Origin of the sequence: Streptomyces sp. NPDC060028, assembly GCF_042736725.1 — a bacterium.
Lineage (GTDB): Bacteria > Actinomycetota > Actinomycetes > Streptomycetales > Streptomycetaceae > Streptomyces.
The window spans coordinates 1-14,833 of sequence record NZ_JBHWVJ010000130.1 but is presented as its reverse complement, the minus strand read 5'-3'; the positions used below and the strand labels follow the sequence as shown (position 1 = coordinate 14,833).

Below are 14,833 nucleotides of genomic sequence, written 5' to 3'. Positions count from 1 at the left end.
ACGGCGGGGTTACTCCTCAATAGCCCCACCCCAATTAAAACCCCGCGGGGGGGGGAGCCCCTGTCAGGGCTCCCCGCCGTCCGCCGGGGTTCGGTCGTCGCCGTGCGTCAGGCGGCCGAGCCGGCCTTCCAGTCCGCCCAGCTCATGTTCCAGCCGTTGAGGCCGTTGTCCGGCTTGATGGTCTTGTCCGGGGAGTTGACCACCACGACCACGTCGCCGATGAGCGAGTTGTCGAAGAACCAGGCGGCCGGCTGGTCCGGGTCGCCCGCGCCCTTGGCGTCGTTCAGGCCGATGCACCCGTGGCTGGTGTTGACGCTGCCGAAGATCGAGTCCGATCCCCAGTAGTTGCCGTGGACGAAGGTGCCGGAGTTGGACAGCCGCATCGCGTGCGGGACGTCCTTGATGTCGTACTCGCCCTTGCCGTCGTCGTCCGTGAAGCCGACGGTGGCGCCGTTCATCCGGGTCTCCTTGAACTTCTCGGAGATCACCATCTGACCGTTGTACGTCGGGTTGTCCGGGGAGCCGGCCGAGATCGGGACGGTCTTGAGGACCGCGCCGTCGCGGGTGACGACCATCTTCTTCGTCTTCGCGTCCACCGTGGAGACCTGGCTGCGGCCGATCTTGAAGGTGGCGGTCCGGTTCTGCACGCCCTGGACGCCGGGAGCGCCCTGGACGCCGTCCAGCGACATCTTCAGCGTGACGGTGGAGTTCGCCGTCCAGTACTTCTCCGGGCGGAAGTCCAGGCGCTGCGCGCTGAACCAGTGCCCCACGACCTCCTGGCCGCTGCTGGAGGTGACGTTGACGGCAGCCTGGACGGCCTTCTTGTCCTTGATCGGCTTGTTGAAGGTGATCGAGACCGGCATGCCCACGCCGACGGTCTGACCCTCCTCCGGGATGAACGAGCCGACGAAGCTGTTCTCCGGGGAGACCGTGGTGAAGGAGGCGTTCTCGTGCGCCTCGCGGCCGGCCTCGTCCTTCGCCGTCGCCGACAGCGCGTACTTCGTGGAGCGCTTGAGCGCGGCGTCCGGCTTCCAGCTCTTGCCGTCGGCGGCCGTCTTGCCCGCAACGGCCGTCCCCTCGGAGGTCTTCAGCTCGACCTGGGTGAGCGTGCCGTCACTGACGGCCACATTCGCCGCGTCGTTGAGGCCGACGTTGGTGGCGCCGTCCTTCGGCGTGATGGTTATTCGGGCCTTGGACGTGTCCTTGGCCGCCGCCGCGTCGACGTCGGCCTGGGACTTCGCGGATGCTTCCCCACTACCCTTGGGCTGGTCGCCGCCGTTGCAGGCCGAGAGCATCAGTACGCCACCGAGCACGGCGGACATGGCCACCAGGGACCTTCTCCGTCGCTTGCTGTCCGTCCTCACACGCCACTCCATCGTTGCCGGAACCCCGTAATTCCCCGGGCAGGGGGGACAGACCCCCCTGCCTCGTTGTGACAACGCGTTCACGGCCCGGATCGGTTCCACATCCCGTTCGAATGTGGTCAACCCCACGGTCAGGCGTTGTCGGTCTCTGCGTCGAAGTCCCCATCTTCCTCGTCGATGTCCCACTCCATCGACTCGGGGTCGTATTCCACGGGCTCACTGCTCCAGGAGGCCTGTGCCAGCTCCACCCCGGGGATCTCCGCGACCAGGTCGGTGGGGTCCACGAGGTAGGCCAGGGCCTCCGACTCGTCCTCCCGGACGGCCGCCTCGGCGTGGCCGCGCTCCTCGTCCGGCATGAATTCATCGGCCTTGATGTGGGCGAGCGCGGCTCCGGTGAGTGCCGCGGAGTCCGGCACCTCCAGCACCAAATCCACTCGAAGTCGTACGTAACGTGATGTCTCAGAAGGGTTCATACGACGGAGCGTAAGCCCGCGGAACCCCCGACTTTCCCACGACCCGCCCCTTTCCGTAGCATCACCGCACGGGGCCAATTCGCTGCTGCCACAAGGGGGATCGCACCGTGTCCGCACGTCGATCGATGCTCACCGCTCTCGGAGCGACCACCCTCCTCGCCGTCCTGTGGTTCGTGCCCTCGGCCAATGCCACCGCACCCGGGCACGCGAAGGACGCCTCCGGCGCGTCCGCCGCCTCCGGGCTGAGCGGGCAGAACGCCGGGTCCGCCGAGGTCACGCAGACCACAGAGGTCACAGAGGTGGCCGCGGCCGCCGAGGCCTCCCTCGGGCTCGCCGACACCGGCGCCGTCGACACCACGCCGTACGTGCTCGGCGGCACGCTCTGCCTGGGCCTGGGCGCCGGGTTCGTGACCTTCTCGGTACGCCGCTCGCGCGCCTTCTAGGGCGCCTCCGCGAGCGCCGCCGACCGGCCGGCGGCCGGATACGGCGAGGGCCGCGCCGGGATCGTGTCCCTGCGCGGCCCCTTCCGTGCGTACGGCGTTCCCCGTCGCTAGTGCTGTGACCGGAAAGGTTCACCGGGTCGCGGCGCCCGGCACGGCACCTCGCCGCGTTGTCGGACCGCGCAAGTACGTCCAGTACGAGACGCGGTCCTCCGCCTTGCGACGCACCGCACCGGACACCGCGCCCCGGCAAACCTTCCCGGCCACGGCACTAGGCGAGCGGCCCCGTCACCCCTTCCACCGCGGCGACGAGAGCGCCCGTACGGATCACCGCGTCGGCGGCGGCCAGGTCAGGCGCGAGGAAACGATCCGGCCCGGGGCCCTGGACGCCCCCGGCGCGCGCCGCCGCGATGGCGGCCCGGCTGGCCGGAGCCGGGGTCAGCCCGTGGCGCAGCTCGATGGCGCGGGTGGCCGCGTACATCTCGATGGCGATGATCCGGGTCAGGTTGTCGACGGCGGTACGCAGCTTGCGCGCGGCCGACCACCCCATCGAGACGTGGTCCTCCTGCATGGCGGAGGAGGGGATCGAGTCGGCGGAGGCCGGCACGGCGAGCCGCTTCATCTCGCTGACCAGGGCGGCCTGCGTGTACTGGGCGATCATCAGACCGGAGTCCACACCGGCGTCGTCCGCGAGGAACGGCGGCAGGCCGTGGCTGCGGTTGTGGTCGAGCAGCCGGTCGGTGCGGCGCTCGGCGATGGAGCCGAGGTCGGCGGCGGCGATGGCCAGGAAGTCCAGCACGTACGCGACCGGGGCGCCGTGGAAGTTGCCGTTGGACTCCACGCGCCCGTCGGGCAGGACCACCGGGTTGTCGACGGCGGCGGCCAGCTCGCGGGAGGCGACCAGGGCGGCGTGCGCCATGGTGTCGCGGCCCGCGCCGGCCACCTGCGGGGCGCAGCGCACGGAGTACGCGTCCTGGACCCGGGGCGCCGACTCCTCCTGGAAGTGGCGGACGAGTCCGGAGCCCTCCAGGACGGCGGCCATGTTGGCGGCGGAGGCGCTCTGGCCCGGGTGCGGCCTTATGGCGTGCAGTTCGGGGGCGAGCACCTTCTCGGTGCCGAGCAGCGCCTCCAGGGTCAGGGCGGCGGTGATGTCGGCGGCGGTGTACAGCTTGCCGAGGTCGGCCAGCGCCATGACCAGCATGCCGAGCATGCCGTCGGTGCCGTTGAGGAGGGCCAGACCCTCCTTCTCCCGGAGCTCGACGGCCTTGATGCCGGCCTCGGCGAGCAGCTCGCCGGCGGGCCGGACGACCCCGTCGGGGCCCTCGGCGTCGCCCTCGCCCATGAGCGCGAGGGCGCAGTGGGAGAGCGGCGCGAGGTCGCCGGAGCAGCCCAGGGAGCCGAACTCGTGCACGACGGGGGTGATGCCCGCGTTGAGCATGTCGGCCATGGTCTGGGCGACGGAGGGCCGTACGCCGGTGTGACCGGAGCAGACGGTCTTCAGGCGCAGGAACATCAGGGCGCGCACGACCTCGCGCTCGACGCGCGGGCCCATGCCGGCGGCGTGCGAGCGGACGATGTTGCGCTGGAGCTGCGCGCGCAGCTCGGGACTGATGTGCCGGGAGGCGAGGGCGCCGAACCCGGTGGACACCCCGTAGACGGGCTCGGGCTTGGCGGCCAGGGCCTCAACGATCTCGCGGGCGTGGGTGAGCGCTTCGAGCGCCTCGCCGGACAGTTCGACGCGTGCGTTGCCGCGGGCGACGGCGATGACGTCCTCGGCGGTGGTCCCGGACGTTCCCACCACGACAGTGTGCATATCCATATTCAGCACCCTACGGACTGAATCGCTTCATGTCACTAGCCATCGTCCCGACCGACCCCGCACACCGCCTACGCCCGCCCGCGGAAGCGGCGGCGCTCCCCCGCAGCCTCCTGCGCGGCGTCGGCGAGCCGCACCACGGCAGTGTCCCGCCCGGCCACGACCGGCTTCGGGGAGCGCGCGGCCTTGGCCTTGTACTGGGCGGCGTCCGCGAGCCGGAACAGCCGCCGGGAGGACTTCACCGGGCCGATCGGGTCCCCGGTCGAGGCAACCCCGCAGGCCACCCCCTCCCCCAGCTCCAGCTCGGCGGCCCGTACGCACACCTCCTCGGTCACCCGCACCACCTCGTCGGCGGTGGGCCCGACCCCCACCAGGCAGAACTCGTCGCCGCCGAGCCGGGCGACGAGGGCGCCGGGCAGCATGGCCCCGCACAGGCTCAGCACGGACCCGAACCGCTCCAGCAGCCGGTCGCCCATGGCATGGCCGAGGGTGTCGTTGACCTTCTTGAGGCCGTTCAGGTCGCAGACGACCAGGCTGACCACGGCCCCGGTCCGCCGGTGCTCCTCCAGGGCCTCGTCGAGCCGCATGTCCACCGCCCGGCGGTTCGCGAGGCCGGTCAGCGGATCGGTGAAGGCCAGCCGGCGGGCCTCCTCCAGCCGCTCGTTCTGCGCGAGCCCGGCGGCGACGACGGCCGCCAGCACGGTCGCGAACTCGGCGTCGTCCTCGTCGAAGTCCGCCAGCCCCTCGTCACGGGCGACGTACAGCTCGCCCCAGGCCCGCCCGCTGAGCACGATCGGCGCGACCACGCAGCTCCCGCGCCCGCGGCGGCGCAGGGCCTCCCCGCGCCGCCCGGGGCGCTCGCCCACGGCGCTCTCCACCCAGGCGTGCGGCCCGCCGCCGCCGACCCAGCGCTCGTGGAGGAATTCGGTGATCTCCGGGAAGTCGTGGACGGGGTAGGACTCGTCCTCGGGGAATTCCACCTCGCCGGCCCGGCGCTCGCCCTCGTTCACGAGCACCCGCAGCCGGCCGCGTTCGCGCTCCCAGGCGGAAATGGCGGCGAACGACCCGTCCATCGCCAGCCGCGCCCCGCGCGCCGCGGCCCGCACGCTGTCCCGCGGCGCGCACGCGGCCGCCATGGCCTGCGCGAGGCTCACAACGGCTCGCAGCCGCCCGTCGACTCCCATCACCCCAGGTTAGGGAGTTTTATCCGATTTGGTGACAATTGGCGCGGCTTTCGATGGCACCAAGATCACAAAGGGCGAGACCCGCGGCCCCGGCGCGGCCCCGGCCCGGCCCGGCCCTCTGCCTGACTGCCGCCGGTCTGGCCGACTACTGCCCCGGCCAGTTCGGCTTGCGCTTCTCGTTGAACGCCGCCACACCCTCCGCCCGGTCGCCCGAGAAGGCCACCGTCCGCCAGGCCGCGTCCTCGATCTCCAGCCCGGCCGCCAGGTCCATCCCGTGCCCCAGCCGCAGCGCCCGCTTGGCGGCCCGCAGCCCGACGGGGGAGTTCGCCGCCATCCGCGCCGCCAGCGCCAGCGCCTCGGCCGTGTCCTGGCCGGCGGGCACCACCGAGTCCACCAGGCCCAGGGAGAGCGCCTCGGGCGCCTCCACCCGGCGCGCCGTGAAGATCAGCTCGGCCGCGCGGGCCGCGCCCACCCGGCGCGGCAGCAGCTGCGTACCGCCGCCGCCCGGGATCACGCCCACCGACACCTCGGGCAGACCGACCACCGCCGTCTCGTCGGCCACGATCACGTCGCAGGCCAGCGCCAGCTCGAAGCCGCCGCCCAGCGCGAAGCCGTGCACGGCCGCGATCGTCGGCATCGGCAGCTCCAGCACGCCGCCGTACGCACCCCGCGTGGTCGGCCGCTGGCGCACCAGCTCCGCGTCCGACAAGGAGTTGCGCTCCTTGAGGTCCGCCCCGACGCAGAAGGCCCGCTCGGCCGCGGAGGAGAGCACGACGACCCGTACGGAAGGATCGGCGGCCAGCTCGGCGCAGGCCGCCCCGATGGCCCGGGCCATGTCCGTCGACACCGCGTTCATCGCCTTCGGGCGGTCCAGGACCAGCTCGACGACCCCGTCCGCACCGTGCCGGCGTACCGAAACGAACTCCGACTCTGACACCACAGCGGCCCTCCCGGTTAACGAGCGTTACCCGGGGGATCCTAGGCGGTACCGGGCGAGCCCGGCCAGGGCTCACGACACCCGCCGCCGCGAGACCGACGAAACCGCCCAGGCCGCCTGGGCCGGCGAGACCGCCCAGGCCCGGCCCGGCGAGGCCGCCCGGGTCTACCCGGCGCCCGGCCGCTTCCGTCGCGTCAGCGACCACGGCTCGACGACGCCCAGCCCGCGGACCGGACGCTGCCACATCGGCTGGAGCGCGAAGCGGTACCCGCCGCCGCCCTCCTCCGACTCGGCCTCCTTCTCCGAGACCGGCGCCGCACCCGTGCGCCCGAGCTCCTTCGCCATCGCCCCGTCCACCAGGACCGCGTCCTTCGGAGCTATGGACGTCAGCCGGCTCGCCAGGTTCACCGTGGTCCCGAACACGTCGCCCATCCGGGTCGTCACCGTGCCGAAGGCGATGCCGACGCGCAGCTCCGGCATCTGCGGGTCGACCTCCATCGTCTCGATCAGCCGCAGCGCGATCTCCGCCGCCGTCGCCGCGTCGTCGGCGCAGTACAGCACCTCGTCACCCAGCGTCTTGATCAGCCGGCCGCCGTGCGCCGCGACCAAGTCCGCCGCCGTCGTCTCGAAGGCCTCGACCAGTTCGCCGAGCTCCTCCTCCTCCAGCCTGCGCGTCAGCCGGGTGAAGCCCACCAGGTCCGCAAAACCCACCGCGAGCCGCCGGTCGACCATCTCCTCGTCGTCCGCCACCTGCACCACGCGCCCGGTGGCGGCCGCCAGCTGGCGCCGCCACACGTACACGAGGAACTCCTCCAGCTCCGGCAGCAGCAGCTCCACCAGCGGGTACGTGACCTCCGTACGGGTCATCCCCGGCTCCGGGGGCTCCGTCAGCCCCTCCAGGAAGGAGTCGATCTGCCACTCCGCGAGGCGCGCCGTGGTCTGCCCGGTGGAGCGTGCCACCTGCACCGCCATCGGCTCGCTGAGCAGCCCGGCCTCCACCAGGCCCGCGAGGCGGCGCAGCGCCAGTACGTCGGCCTCCGTCAGCGCCTTGGCCTGGCCGATGTCGGCGAAGCCCATGGCCCGCCAGAAGCGGGACGCGAGCTCCATCGAGACGCCGGCGCTACGGGCCGCCTGGAAGGGCGTGTACCGGCGCTCGGCGCCCAGGATCAGCTGCTCCAGCCGGATCGCGAGCGGGTCGGCCGTCGGCTGGGCCGTGTGGTCCACCTCGTGGTGGGGAGTGTGCTGGTCGCGCCCGATCGGGGTGCCCGGACCGGATGGCCCGGCCGGTCCGGAGGCGGACGCGCTGGACGTAGGGTCGTCGACGGTCAAGAGCCGCCTCCTGTCCATTCCGTGCGCACACTGCCCTGGCCAACCGGGTGATCACCGTGAGGACCGGGATCGCCTAAACCATACGGCAGGTGTGCCGTAGCTCACTCCCCACTCCCGGACCTCTTCCCGGGCTACCGGACCGACCGCAGATGGACGACGTCCCCTGCCCCGACGGCCTCCCGCGCCCCCTCCGCCGTCCGTACGACCAGCCGTCCGTCCGTGTCCACCGCTTCGGCCGTCCCGGTGAGGGTGCGGCCGCCGGGCAGCTCGGCCCGTACGTGCTTGCCGAGGGTGGCGCAGCCCGCCGCGTACGTCTCCTGCAGCCCGCTGGCCGCCGGATCCCCGGCAGCCGCGCGCCAGTCCCCGTACCCCTGCTCCAGGGAGCGCAGTACGGCCTTGAGCAGCGGGTCCCGGTCGGTGACGGCGGCCTTGGCCAGCGCGAGGGACCCGGCGGTGTCCACGGGGAGCTCGTCCTCGGTCAGGGTGACGTTCAGCCCGATCCCGATGACGACGCCGTCGGAGACCCGCTCGGCGAGGATCCCGCCGACCTTGCGCTCCTCGCCCTCCACGCCGACCAGCAGATCGTTGGGCCACTTGAGTGCCGTGTCCACCCCGGCGGCCCGCGACAGCCCGTTCGCCACGGCCACCCCGGCCAGCAGGGTCAGCCACCCCCACCGCTCGGCGGGCACGCCGGGCCCCGGCTTCAGCAGCACGGAGAAGAACAGCCCGGAGCGCGCGGGCGCGACCCAGCTCCGGTCGAGCCGCCCGCGCCCGGCGGTCTGCTCCTCGGCGACGAGCACGGCCCCCTCGGGCAGCTCCGCGGCCCGTGCGGCGAGATCGGTATTGGTCGACCCGGTGGCGGCAACCACCTCCAGCGAGGTCCACAGCCCCCCGTCGGTCACGAGTGCCCGCCGCAGCGAGGCGGCATTCAACGGCGGCCGGTCGAGGCTCGACCAGCGGCCCGCGGAAGCTCCGGCTGAGGGCTCTGATGTCATGATCGGATTCCTTATGTCGCCGTGTGTGATCCTTTGACCCGGGATTGCTTTCGGATCGTGCCCGACCCTAGCTTCCGGCCCTGTGGGGAATTCTGCGGTAAAGAGGTCATTCAGGTTCCGTTTCTACCCTGATGACGCGCAGGCAATGGAGCTGTCGAAGACGTTGGGGTGCGTACGAAAGGTCTACAACCTGGCCCTCGCGGCCCGCGCCGAGGCCTGGACGCGTCAGGAGCGGGTGAACTACGGCCAGACCTCCGCGATGCTCACCGCCTGGAAGCAGACCGAGGAGCTGGCCTATCTGGCCGAAGTGTCCTGCGTCCCTCTCCAGCAGGCGCTGCGGCACCTCCAAAGCGCATTCACGGCGTTCTGGCGCCTGGCGCGTGCCCAGCGGGCGCTCTCGCGGACGGAAAAGGGCAGCAAGAACCGGGCCAAGGCCCGTATCCGGGTGGCGCGCATCCACGCCCGGATCGCGGACCGCCGCCGGGACCACCTGCACAAGCTGACGACCCGACTCGTGCGCGAAAACCAAACGCTCGTGATCGACGGACGGCGGCTGGTCGTCGTCGACCGGTGGTTCCCCAGCACACACCTGTGCTCGGCCTGCGGGGCCCGGGCCGACAGGATGCCGCTGAGCGTCCGCGCATGGACGTGCGCGAACTGCGGGGCGACCCACGACCGGGACGGCAACGCAGCGATCAACCTTCTGGCCGCCGGGCTGGCGGTCATTGCCTGTGGAGCGGGTGCAGGACCTCGTCGGGATCCGTCCCGGACGCGGCGGCCCGCAACGAAGCAGGAAGCCCCACCCGCGAGGGTGGGACCCCCCTCCCTTTAGGGAAGGTGGCGAGGTCAAGCAACCCACAGTAGGTGTGTCAAACGCCGCACTGCCGAGCGCCATGCCCGCCGATACGCTACGCACCAGTAGCCAGCCGGAGTCAATCAATTGACCAGGCAGTTGACACCACACAGGGAGCCGCGACCCCGATGTCACAACCGTCAGAGCCGATCGACATGCACACCACCGCGGGGAAGATCGCGGATCTGCAGCGTCGCATCGATGAAGCCACCCATGCCGGCTCCGAGCGGGCGGTGGAGAAGCAGCACGCCAAGGGCAAGCTGACGGCGCGTGAGCGGGTGGCACTGCTGCTCGACGAGGGCTCGTTCGTCGAGCTGGACGAGCTCGCCCGGCACCGGTCCACCAACTTCGGGCTCGAGAAGACCCGCCCGTACGGGGACGGCGTCGTCACGGGCTACGGCACCGTCGACGGGCGCTGCGTCGCCGTGTTCTCGCAGGACTTCACCGTCTTCGGCGGTGCCCTCGGCGAGGTCTACGGCCAGAAGATCATCAAGGTGATGGACTTCGCGCTGAAGACCGGCTGCCCGGTCATCGGCATCAACGACTCCGGCGGCGCCCGCATCCAGGAGGGCGTCAGCGCGCTCGGCATGTACGGCGAGATCTTCCGCCGCAACGTCCACGCCTCCGGCGTGATCCCGCAGATCAGCCTGGTCGTCGGGCCCTGCGCGGGCGGCGCCGTGTACTCCCCCGCGATCACCGACTTCACGGTCATGGTCGACCAGACGTCGCACATGTTCATCACCGGCCCCGACGTCATCAAGACCGTCACCGGCGAGGACGTCGGCTTCGAGGAGCTGGGCGGGGCGCGTACGCACAACAGCACGTCCGGCGTCGCGCACCACATGGCGGGCGACGAGAAGGACGCGATCGAGTACGTCAAGTCCCTGCTGGCGTACCTGCCCTCGAACAACCTCTCCGAGCCGCCCGCCTTCCCCGAGGAGGCGGACACCGAGGTGTCCGACACCGACCGCGAGCTCGACGTACTGATCCCGGACAGCGCGAACCAGCCGTACGACATGCACACGGTGATCGAGCACGTGCTGGACGACGCGGAGTTCCTGGAGACCCAGTCGCTCTTCGCCCCGAACATCCTCACCGGCTTCGGCCGGGTCGAGGGGCACCCGGTCGGCATCGTCGCCAACCAGCCGATGCAGTTCGCCGGCTGCCTGGACATCAACGCCTCCGAGAAGGCCGCCCGCTTCGTGCGGACCTGCGACGCCTTCAACATCCCGGTGCTGACGTTCGTGGACGTGCCGGGCTTCCTGCCGGGCACGGACCAGGAGTACAACGGAATCATCCGGCGCGGCGCGAAGCTGATCTACGCGTACGCCGAGGCCACCGTCCCCCTGATCACCGTCATCACCCGCAAGGCCTTCGGCGGCGCGTACGACGTCATGGGCTCCAAGCACCTGGGCGCGGACCTGAACCTCGCCTGGCCGACCGCGCAGATCGCCGTCATGGGCGCTCAGGGCGCGGTGAACATCCTGCACCGCCGCACGATCGCCGACGCGGCGGCGGGGGCGGATGATGTGGAGGAGGTGCGTGCACGGCTGATCAGCGAGTACGAGGACGCGCTGCTGAACCCGTACACGGCCGCCGAGCGCGGGTACGTCGACGCGGTGGTCATGCCGTCCGAGACCCGGGCGCACGTGGTGAAGGGGCTGCGGCAGCTGCGCAGCAAGCGGGAGTCCCTGCCGCCGAAGAAGCACGGCAACATCCCCCTCTAGCCCCTCCAGGAGGTCACTGTGGTGATCAAGGTCGTCAAGGGCAATCCGACCCCCGAGGAGCTGGCCGCCGCACTGGCGGTGGTCCAAGCGCGCGCGGCGGTGCTGGCCTCGGCCACGCCGTCGGGCGCCCCGCGGGTGGCGGATGCCTGGTCCGCGCCGGGCCGGGTGGCCCGGCGGACGCTTCCGCAGCCGGGGGCCCGCGCGTGGGGCCGTACGTACTGGCCCGGCCAGGGCTGAAGATGGCGTGAAGTGGCGGTGGCGCCTGAGTACCCGTACTCAGGCGCCACACCCGTCTTCGGGGACAGGATCGGGGCATGCTCTGGTCAGACCCGAAGGACGAGCCTCCCAAGGACATGCGCGACGCGCAGGCGATGGTCCGGCGGATGACCGTCGTCGTCGTCATCGCGATGCTCGTGGTGGTCTACGTCCTGGGCGTGGGCGGGTTCTAGCTCCACCCCTACGATGGCGGGCATGACTGCCGAACCGCGCCACGCCCTCGTCCTCGCCTCCGCCTCGCCCGCCCGGCTGAACCTGCTGCGCCAGGCGGGGCTGGCCCCGCACGTGATCGTCAGCGGCTTCGACGAGGACACCCTGAGCCACGACAACCCGGCCGATCTGGCCCTCGCGCTGGCCGAGGCCAAGGCGGGCGTCGTGGCGGCCCTGGAGGAGGCCGCGGGCGCCCTGGTGATCGGCTGCGACTCGGTGCTGGAGCTGGACGGCGAGGCACTGGGCAAGCCGGCGGACTCCGAGGAAGCCACGGCCCGCTGGAAGTCGATGCGCGGGCGGGCCGGCGTACTGCGCACCGGGCACTGCGTGATCGACACGGCGACCGGGCGTCAGGTTTCGGCCACGGCGTCCACGACGGTCCGCTTCGGCGAGCCGACGGACGCGGAGGTGGCGGCGTACGTGGCGAGCGGCGAGCCGCTGCACGTGGCGGGCGCCTTCACGCTGGACGGGCTGTCGGCGCCGTTCATCGAGGGCATCGACGGGGACCACGGCAACGTGATCGGGATCTCACTGCCGCTGCTGCGCTCCCTGCTGGCGGAACTGGGCGTGTCCATCACGGACTTGTGGGCGTGAGACTCCCCTGCGGGGCGGCCGCGGCCGCGTCCCCGCCGTTTTTGGCCGCGTAGAGCGTCAGGGTCAGCACGAGCAGGCAGAGGATCAGCATCAGCACGGCGAAGGCACCCCAGCCGACCAGGCCCACGGCCAGGGCACCCAGCACCCCGTGGGTCACGGCGGCGCTGACGAGCACGACGCGCCCGAAGGAGCCGGGGGCCCGGTCGCGGATCGCCGCGATGACCAAGAGGGCGGCACAGAGCAGGAGGAAGGCGCCCATGCCCGCCCCCAGCGCGTACGTTGCCTTGGACATGACATCCGGGTCCATGCCCGCGATGGACATCGACTGATTGTGCGTGGTCCGTCCCAGGACGATGTGGACGAAAACGAGCACCACCGCCTCCGCGGCGACCACGACCCCGGCGACCGCGGCCACGAGTCTGCGCAGCACGACACCCACACCCACGACGCCCCCACCCCCCACAAGCACAAGCCTGTTCGACGCCTGGAGGCTACTAACGGGTAAACCCGCGGACAAGGGGTCGGGGCAGCTTCGTTACGGTAGGCCTCCCGTGGAGCGGCCGCGCAAGGAATGCGTGGGCCGTTCGTAGGGACTCGACAAAGAATCACCCGGGGCGGCTGACCGGCCGCACAGAGACCTCGGGCACACGACAGGGTTACTGTGCAGTCGGGGATCCCCCTGGCCTGGGGCGCCACAAGGGTTTCTTCGGCTCGAGGTGGACTCGAATCACACTCCGTGTGGGCAAGGTCACCTCTGGAGAAGGGTCGAAAGGCCGTGTGGGCTGTCCCTAAACTCAGCTTGTTTCAAGGAGGGAGCCATCGTGCGCAAGGTGCTCATCGCCAACCGTGGCGAAATCGCAGTCCGCGTTGCTCGGGCCTGCCGGGATGCCGGGATCGCGAGCGTAGCCGTCTACGCCGATCCGGACCGGGACGCTCTGCACGTCCGCGCGGCCGACGAAGCTTTCGCGTTGGGCGGTGACACCCCGGCCACCAGCTACCTGGACATCTCCAAGGTCCTGCAGGCCGCCGCCGATTCCGGTGCGGACGCCATCCATCCCGGATACGGCTTCCTCTCCGAGAACGCGGACTTCGCGCAGGCCGTCATCGACGCGGGCCTGACCTGGATCGGCCCGCCGCCGCAGGCCATCCGCGACCTCGGCGACAAGGTCGCCGCCCGGCACATCGCGCAGCGCGCCGGTGCGCCGCTGGTGGCCGGCACGCCCGACCCGGTCTCCGGGGCGGACGAGGTCGTCGACTTCGCCAAGGAGCACGGCCTGCCGATCGCGATCAAGGCCGCCTTCGGCGGTGGCGGTCGCGGCCTGAAGGTCGCCCGCAACCTCGAAGAGGTGCCGGAGCTCTACGAGTCCGCCGTGCGCGAGGCGGTCGCCGCCTTCGGCCGCGGCGAGTGCTTCGTCGAGCGCTACCTCGACAAGCCGCGGCACGTCGAGACCCAGTGCCTGGCCGACTCCCACGGCAACGTGGTCGTCGTCTCCACCCGCGACTGCTCGCTGCAGCGCCGCCACCAGAAGCTGGTGGAGGAGGCTCCCGCGCCGTTCCTGAGCGAGGCTCAGAACGCCGAGCTGTACGCCGCCTCGAAGGCGATCCTGAAGGAGGCCGGCTACGTCGGCGCCGGCACGGTCGAGTTCCTGGTCTCCGCCGACGGCCTGATCTCCTTCCTGGAGGTCAACACCCGTCTGCAGGTCGAGCACCCGGTCTCCGAAGAGGTCACCGGCATCGACCTGGTCCGCGAGATGTTCCGCATCGCGGACGGCGAGGAGCTCGGCTACGGGGACCCGGTCCTGCGCGGTCACTCCATCGAGTTCCGCATCAACGGCGAGGACCCGGGCCGGGGCTTCCTGCCGGCCCCGGGCACCGTCACCAAGTTCGCCGCGCCGACGGGTCCGGGCGTCCGCCTGGACGCGGGCGTCGAGTCCGGCTCGGTCATCGGCCCGGCCTGGGACTCCCTGCTCGCCAAGCTGATCATCACGGGTGCCACGCGCGAGCAGGCCCTGCAGCGGGCGGCGCGCGCGCTGGCCGAGTTCGAGGTGGAGGGCATGGCCACGGCCATCCCGTTCCACCGTGCGGTCGTCGCGGACCCCGCGTTCGCACCGAAGGACGGCGCCCCGTTCACGGTCTTCACCCGCTGGATCGAGACCGAGTTCGTCAACGAGATCCCGGCGTTCGTGGTCCCGGCCGCGGACGACACCGAGGACGAGCCGGGCCGCGAGACGGTGGTCGTCGAGGTCGGCGGCAAGCGCCTCGAGGTCTCGCTCCCGTCCTCGCTGGGCATGACCCTGGCCCGCACGGCCGCGGCGGGCGGCGCGAAGCCGAAGCGTCGCGCGGCGAAGAAGTCCGGCCCGGCCGCCTCCGGCGACACCCTCGCGTCCCCGATGCAGGGCACGATCGTCAAGGTCGCGGTCGAGGAGGGCCAGCAGGTCAACGAGGGCGATCTGATCGTCGTACTCGAGGCCATGAAGATGGAGCAGCCTCTGAACGCCCACCGCTCGGGCACGATCGTCGGCCTCTCGGCCGAGGTCGGCGCCTCCCTGACGGCGGGCGCGACGATCTGCGAGATCAAGGACTGACACCACCCCGAAACGCCGGGTGGGGCGGGGAAGGGCGCCCCACCCCGCCG

General features: G+C 71.5%; 15 protein-coding genes. 7 read left to right on the top strand and 8 right to left on the bottom strand.

The features are described 5' to 3' along the window. Positions 1-107 precede the first annotated feature (107 nt). Both ACFWBF_RS35505 and ACFWBF_RS35500 read right to left on the bottom strand, forming a co-directional pair. Positions 108-1,376, bottom strand: coding sequence for an Ig-like domain-containing protein (locus ACFWBF_RS35505; RefSeq protein WP_385608970.1), 1,269 nt, complete (start codon positions 1,374-1,376; stop codon positions 108-110). Positions 1,377-1,495: 119 nt separating this feature from the next. Further along, positions 1,496-1,837, bottom strand: coding sequence for a hypothetical protein (locus ACFWBF_RS35500; protein ID WP_385608969.1), 342 nt, complete (start codon positions 1,835-1,837; stop codon positions 1,496-1,498). A 125-nt stretch (positions 1,838-1,962) separates the two neighbouring features. On the opposite strand from ACFWBF_RS35500, the gene ACFWBF_RS35495 reads away from it, so the two are divergent. Beyond that, a complete protein-coding gene (locus ACFWBF_RS35495; RefSeq protein WP_385608972.1) occupies positions 1,963-2,280 on the top strand; it encodes a hypothetical protein in 318 nt (105 codons plus the stop codon). Positions 2,281-2,548: 268 nt separating this feature from the next. On the opposite strand, the gene hutH is transcribed toward ACFWBF_RS35495, so the two are convergent. The 5 genes from hutH to ACFWBF_RS35470 all read right to left on the bottom strand — a co-directional run bounded on the left by hutH (position 2,549) and on the right by ACFWBF_RS35470 (position 8,538). Next, positions 2,549-4,090 carry a histidine ammonia-lyase gene (hutH, locus tag ACFWBF_RS35490; protein WP_385608971.1) on the bottom strand — a complete coding sequence of 514 codons (1,542 nt, stop codon included), beginning with the start codon at positions 4,088-4,090 and terminating at the stop codon, positions 2,549-2,551. 74 nt (positions 4,091-4,164) lie between these two features. Beyond that, a complete protein-coding gene (locus tag ACFWBF_RS35485) occupies positions 4,165-5,277 on the bottom strand; it encodes a diguanylate cyclase domain-containing protein (RefSeq protein ID WP_385608968.1) in 1,113 nt (370 codons plus the stop codon). A 145-nt stretch (positions 5,278-5,422) separates the two neighbouring features. Further along, a complete protein-coding gene (locus ACFWBF_RS35480) occupies positions 5,423-6,217 on the bottom strand; it encodes an enoyl-CoA hydratase/isomerase family protein (protein WP_385608967.1) in 795 nt (264 codons plus the stop codon). A gap of 162 nt (positions 6,218-6,379) precedes the next feature. Then, positions 6,380-7,543 carry an adenylate/guanylate cyclase domain-containing protein gene (locus ACFWBF_RS35475; RefSeq protein WP_385608966.1) on the bottom strand — a complete coding sequence of 388 codons (1,164 nt, stop codon included), beginning with the start codon at positions 7,541-7,543 and terminating at the stop codon, positions 6,380-6,382. 131 nt (positions 7,544-7,674) lie between these two features. Further along, complete coding sequence (locus ACFWBF_RS35470; protein WP_385608965.1) at positions 7,675-8,538, bottom strand: biotin--[acetyl-CoA-carboxylase] ligase; 864 nt, start codon at positions 8,536-8,538, stop codon at positions 7,675-7,677. A 145-nt stretch (positions 8,539-8,683) separates the two neighbouring features. On the opposite strand from ACFWBF_RS35470, the gene ACFWBF_RS35465 reads away from it, so the two are divergent. The 5 genes from ACFWBF_RS35465 (at position 8,684) to ACFWBF_RS35445 (ending at position 12,198) form a co-directional block, all read left to right on the top strand. Then, positions 8,684-9,370, top strand: a complete 687-nt coding sequence (locus ACFWBF_RS35465) for a transposase (protein ID WP_385608964.1) — start codon at positions 8,684-8,686, stop codon at positions 9,368-9,370. A gap of 149 nt (positions 9,371-9,519) precedes the next feature. Beyond that, positions 9,520-11,118: an acyl-CoA carboxylase subunit beta gene (locus ACFWBF_RS35460; RefSeq protein ID WP_385608963.1), complete on the top strand. Its 1,599-nt coding sequence runs from the start codon at positions 9,520-9,522 to the stop codon at positions 11,116-11,118. Positions 11,119-11,139: 21 nt separating this feature from the next. Next, positions 11,140-11,355 (top strand): acyl-CoA carboxylase epsilon subunit, encoded by a 216-nt coding sequence (locus tag ACFWBF_RS35455; RefSeq protein WP_385235295.1) that lies wholly within the window; start codon positions 11,140-11,142, stop codon positions 11,353-11,355. Between the two features lie 77 nt (positions 11,356-11,432). Then, positions 11,433-11,567 (top strand): morphogenic membrane protein MmpB, encoded by a 135-nt coding sequence (gene mmpB, locus ACFWBF_RS35450; RefSeq protein WP_385608962.1) that lies wholly within the window; start codon positions 11,433-11,435, stop codon positions 11,565-11,567. Positions 11,568-11,589: 22 nt separating this feature from the next. Then, positions 11,590-12,198: a Maf family protein gene (locus ACFWBF_RS35445; RefSeq protein WP_385608961.1), complete on the top strand. Its 609-nt coding sequence runs from the start codon at positions 11,590-11,592 to the stop codon at positions 12,196-12,198. Here the strand turns inward: ACFWBF_RS35445 and ACFWBF_RS35440 are convergent. Next, positions 12,179-12,643 carry a hypothetical protein gene (locus ACFWBF_RS35440; protein ID WP_385608960.1) on the bottom strand — a complete coding sequence of 155 codons (465 nt, stop codon included), beginning with the start codon at positions 12,641-12,643 and terminating at the stop codon, positions 12,179-12,181. The two genes, ACFWBF_RS35445 and ACFWBF_RS35440, sit on opposite strands and share 20 nt — an antisense overlap. A 376-nt stretch (positions 12,644-13,019) precedes the next feature. Between ACFWBF_RS35440 and ACFWBF_RS35435 the strand changes: the two genes are divergently transcribed. Next, entirely contained in the window at positions 13,020-14,783 is a 1,764-nt protein-coding gene (locus tag ACFWBF_RS35435; RefSeq protein WP_385608959.1) for an acetyl/propionyl/methylcrotonyl-CoA carboxylase subunit alpha, read from the top strand. The last annotated feature ends 50 nt before the right edge of the window (positions 14,784-14,833 follow it).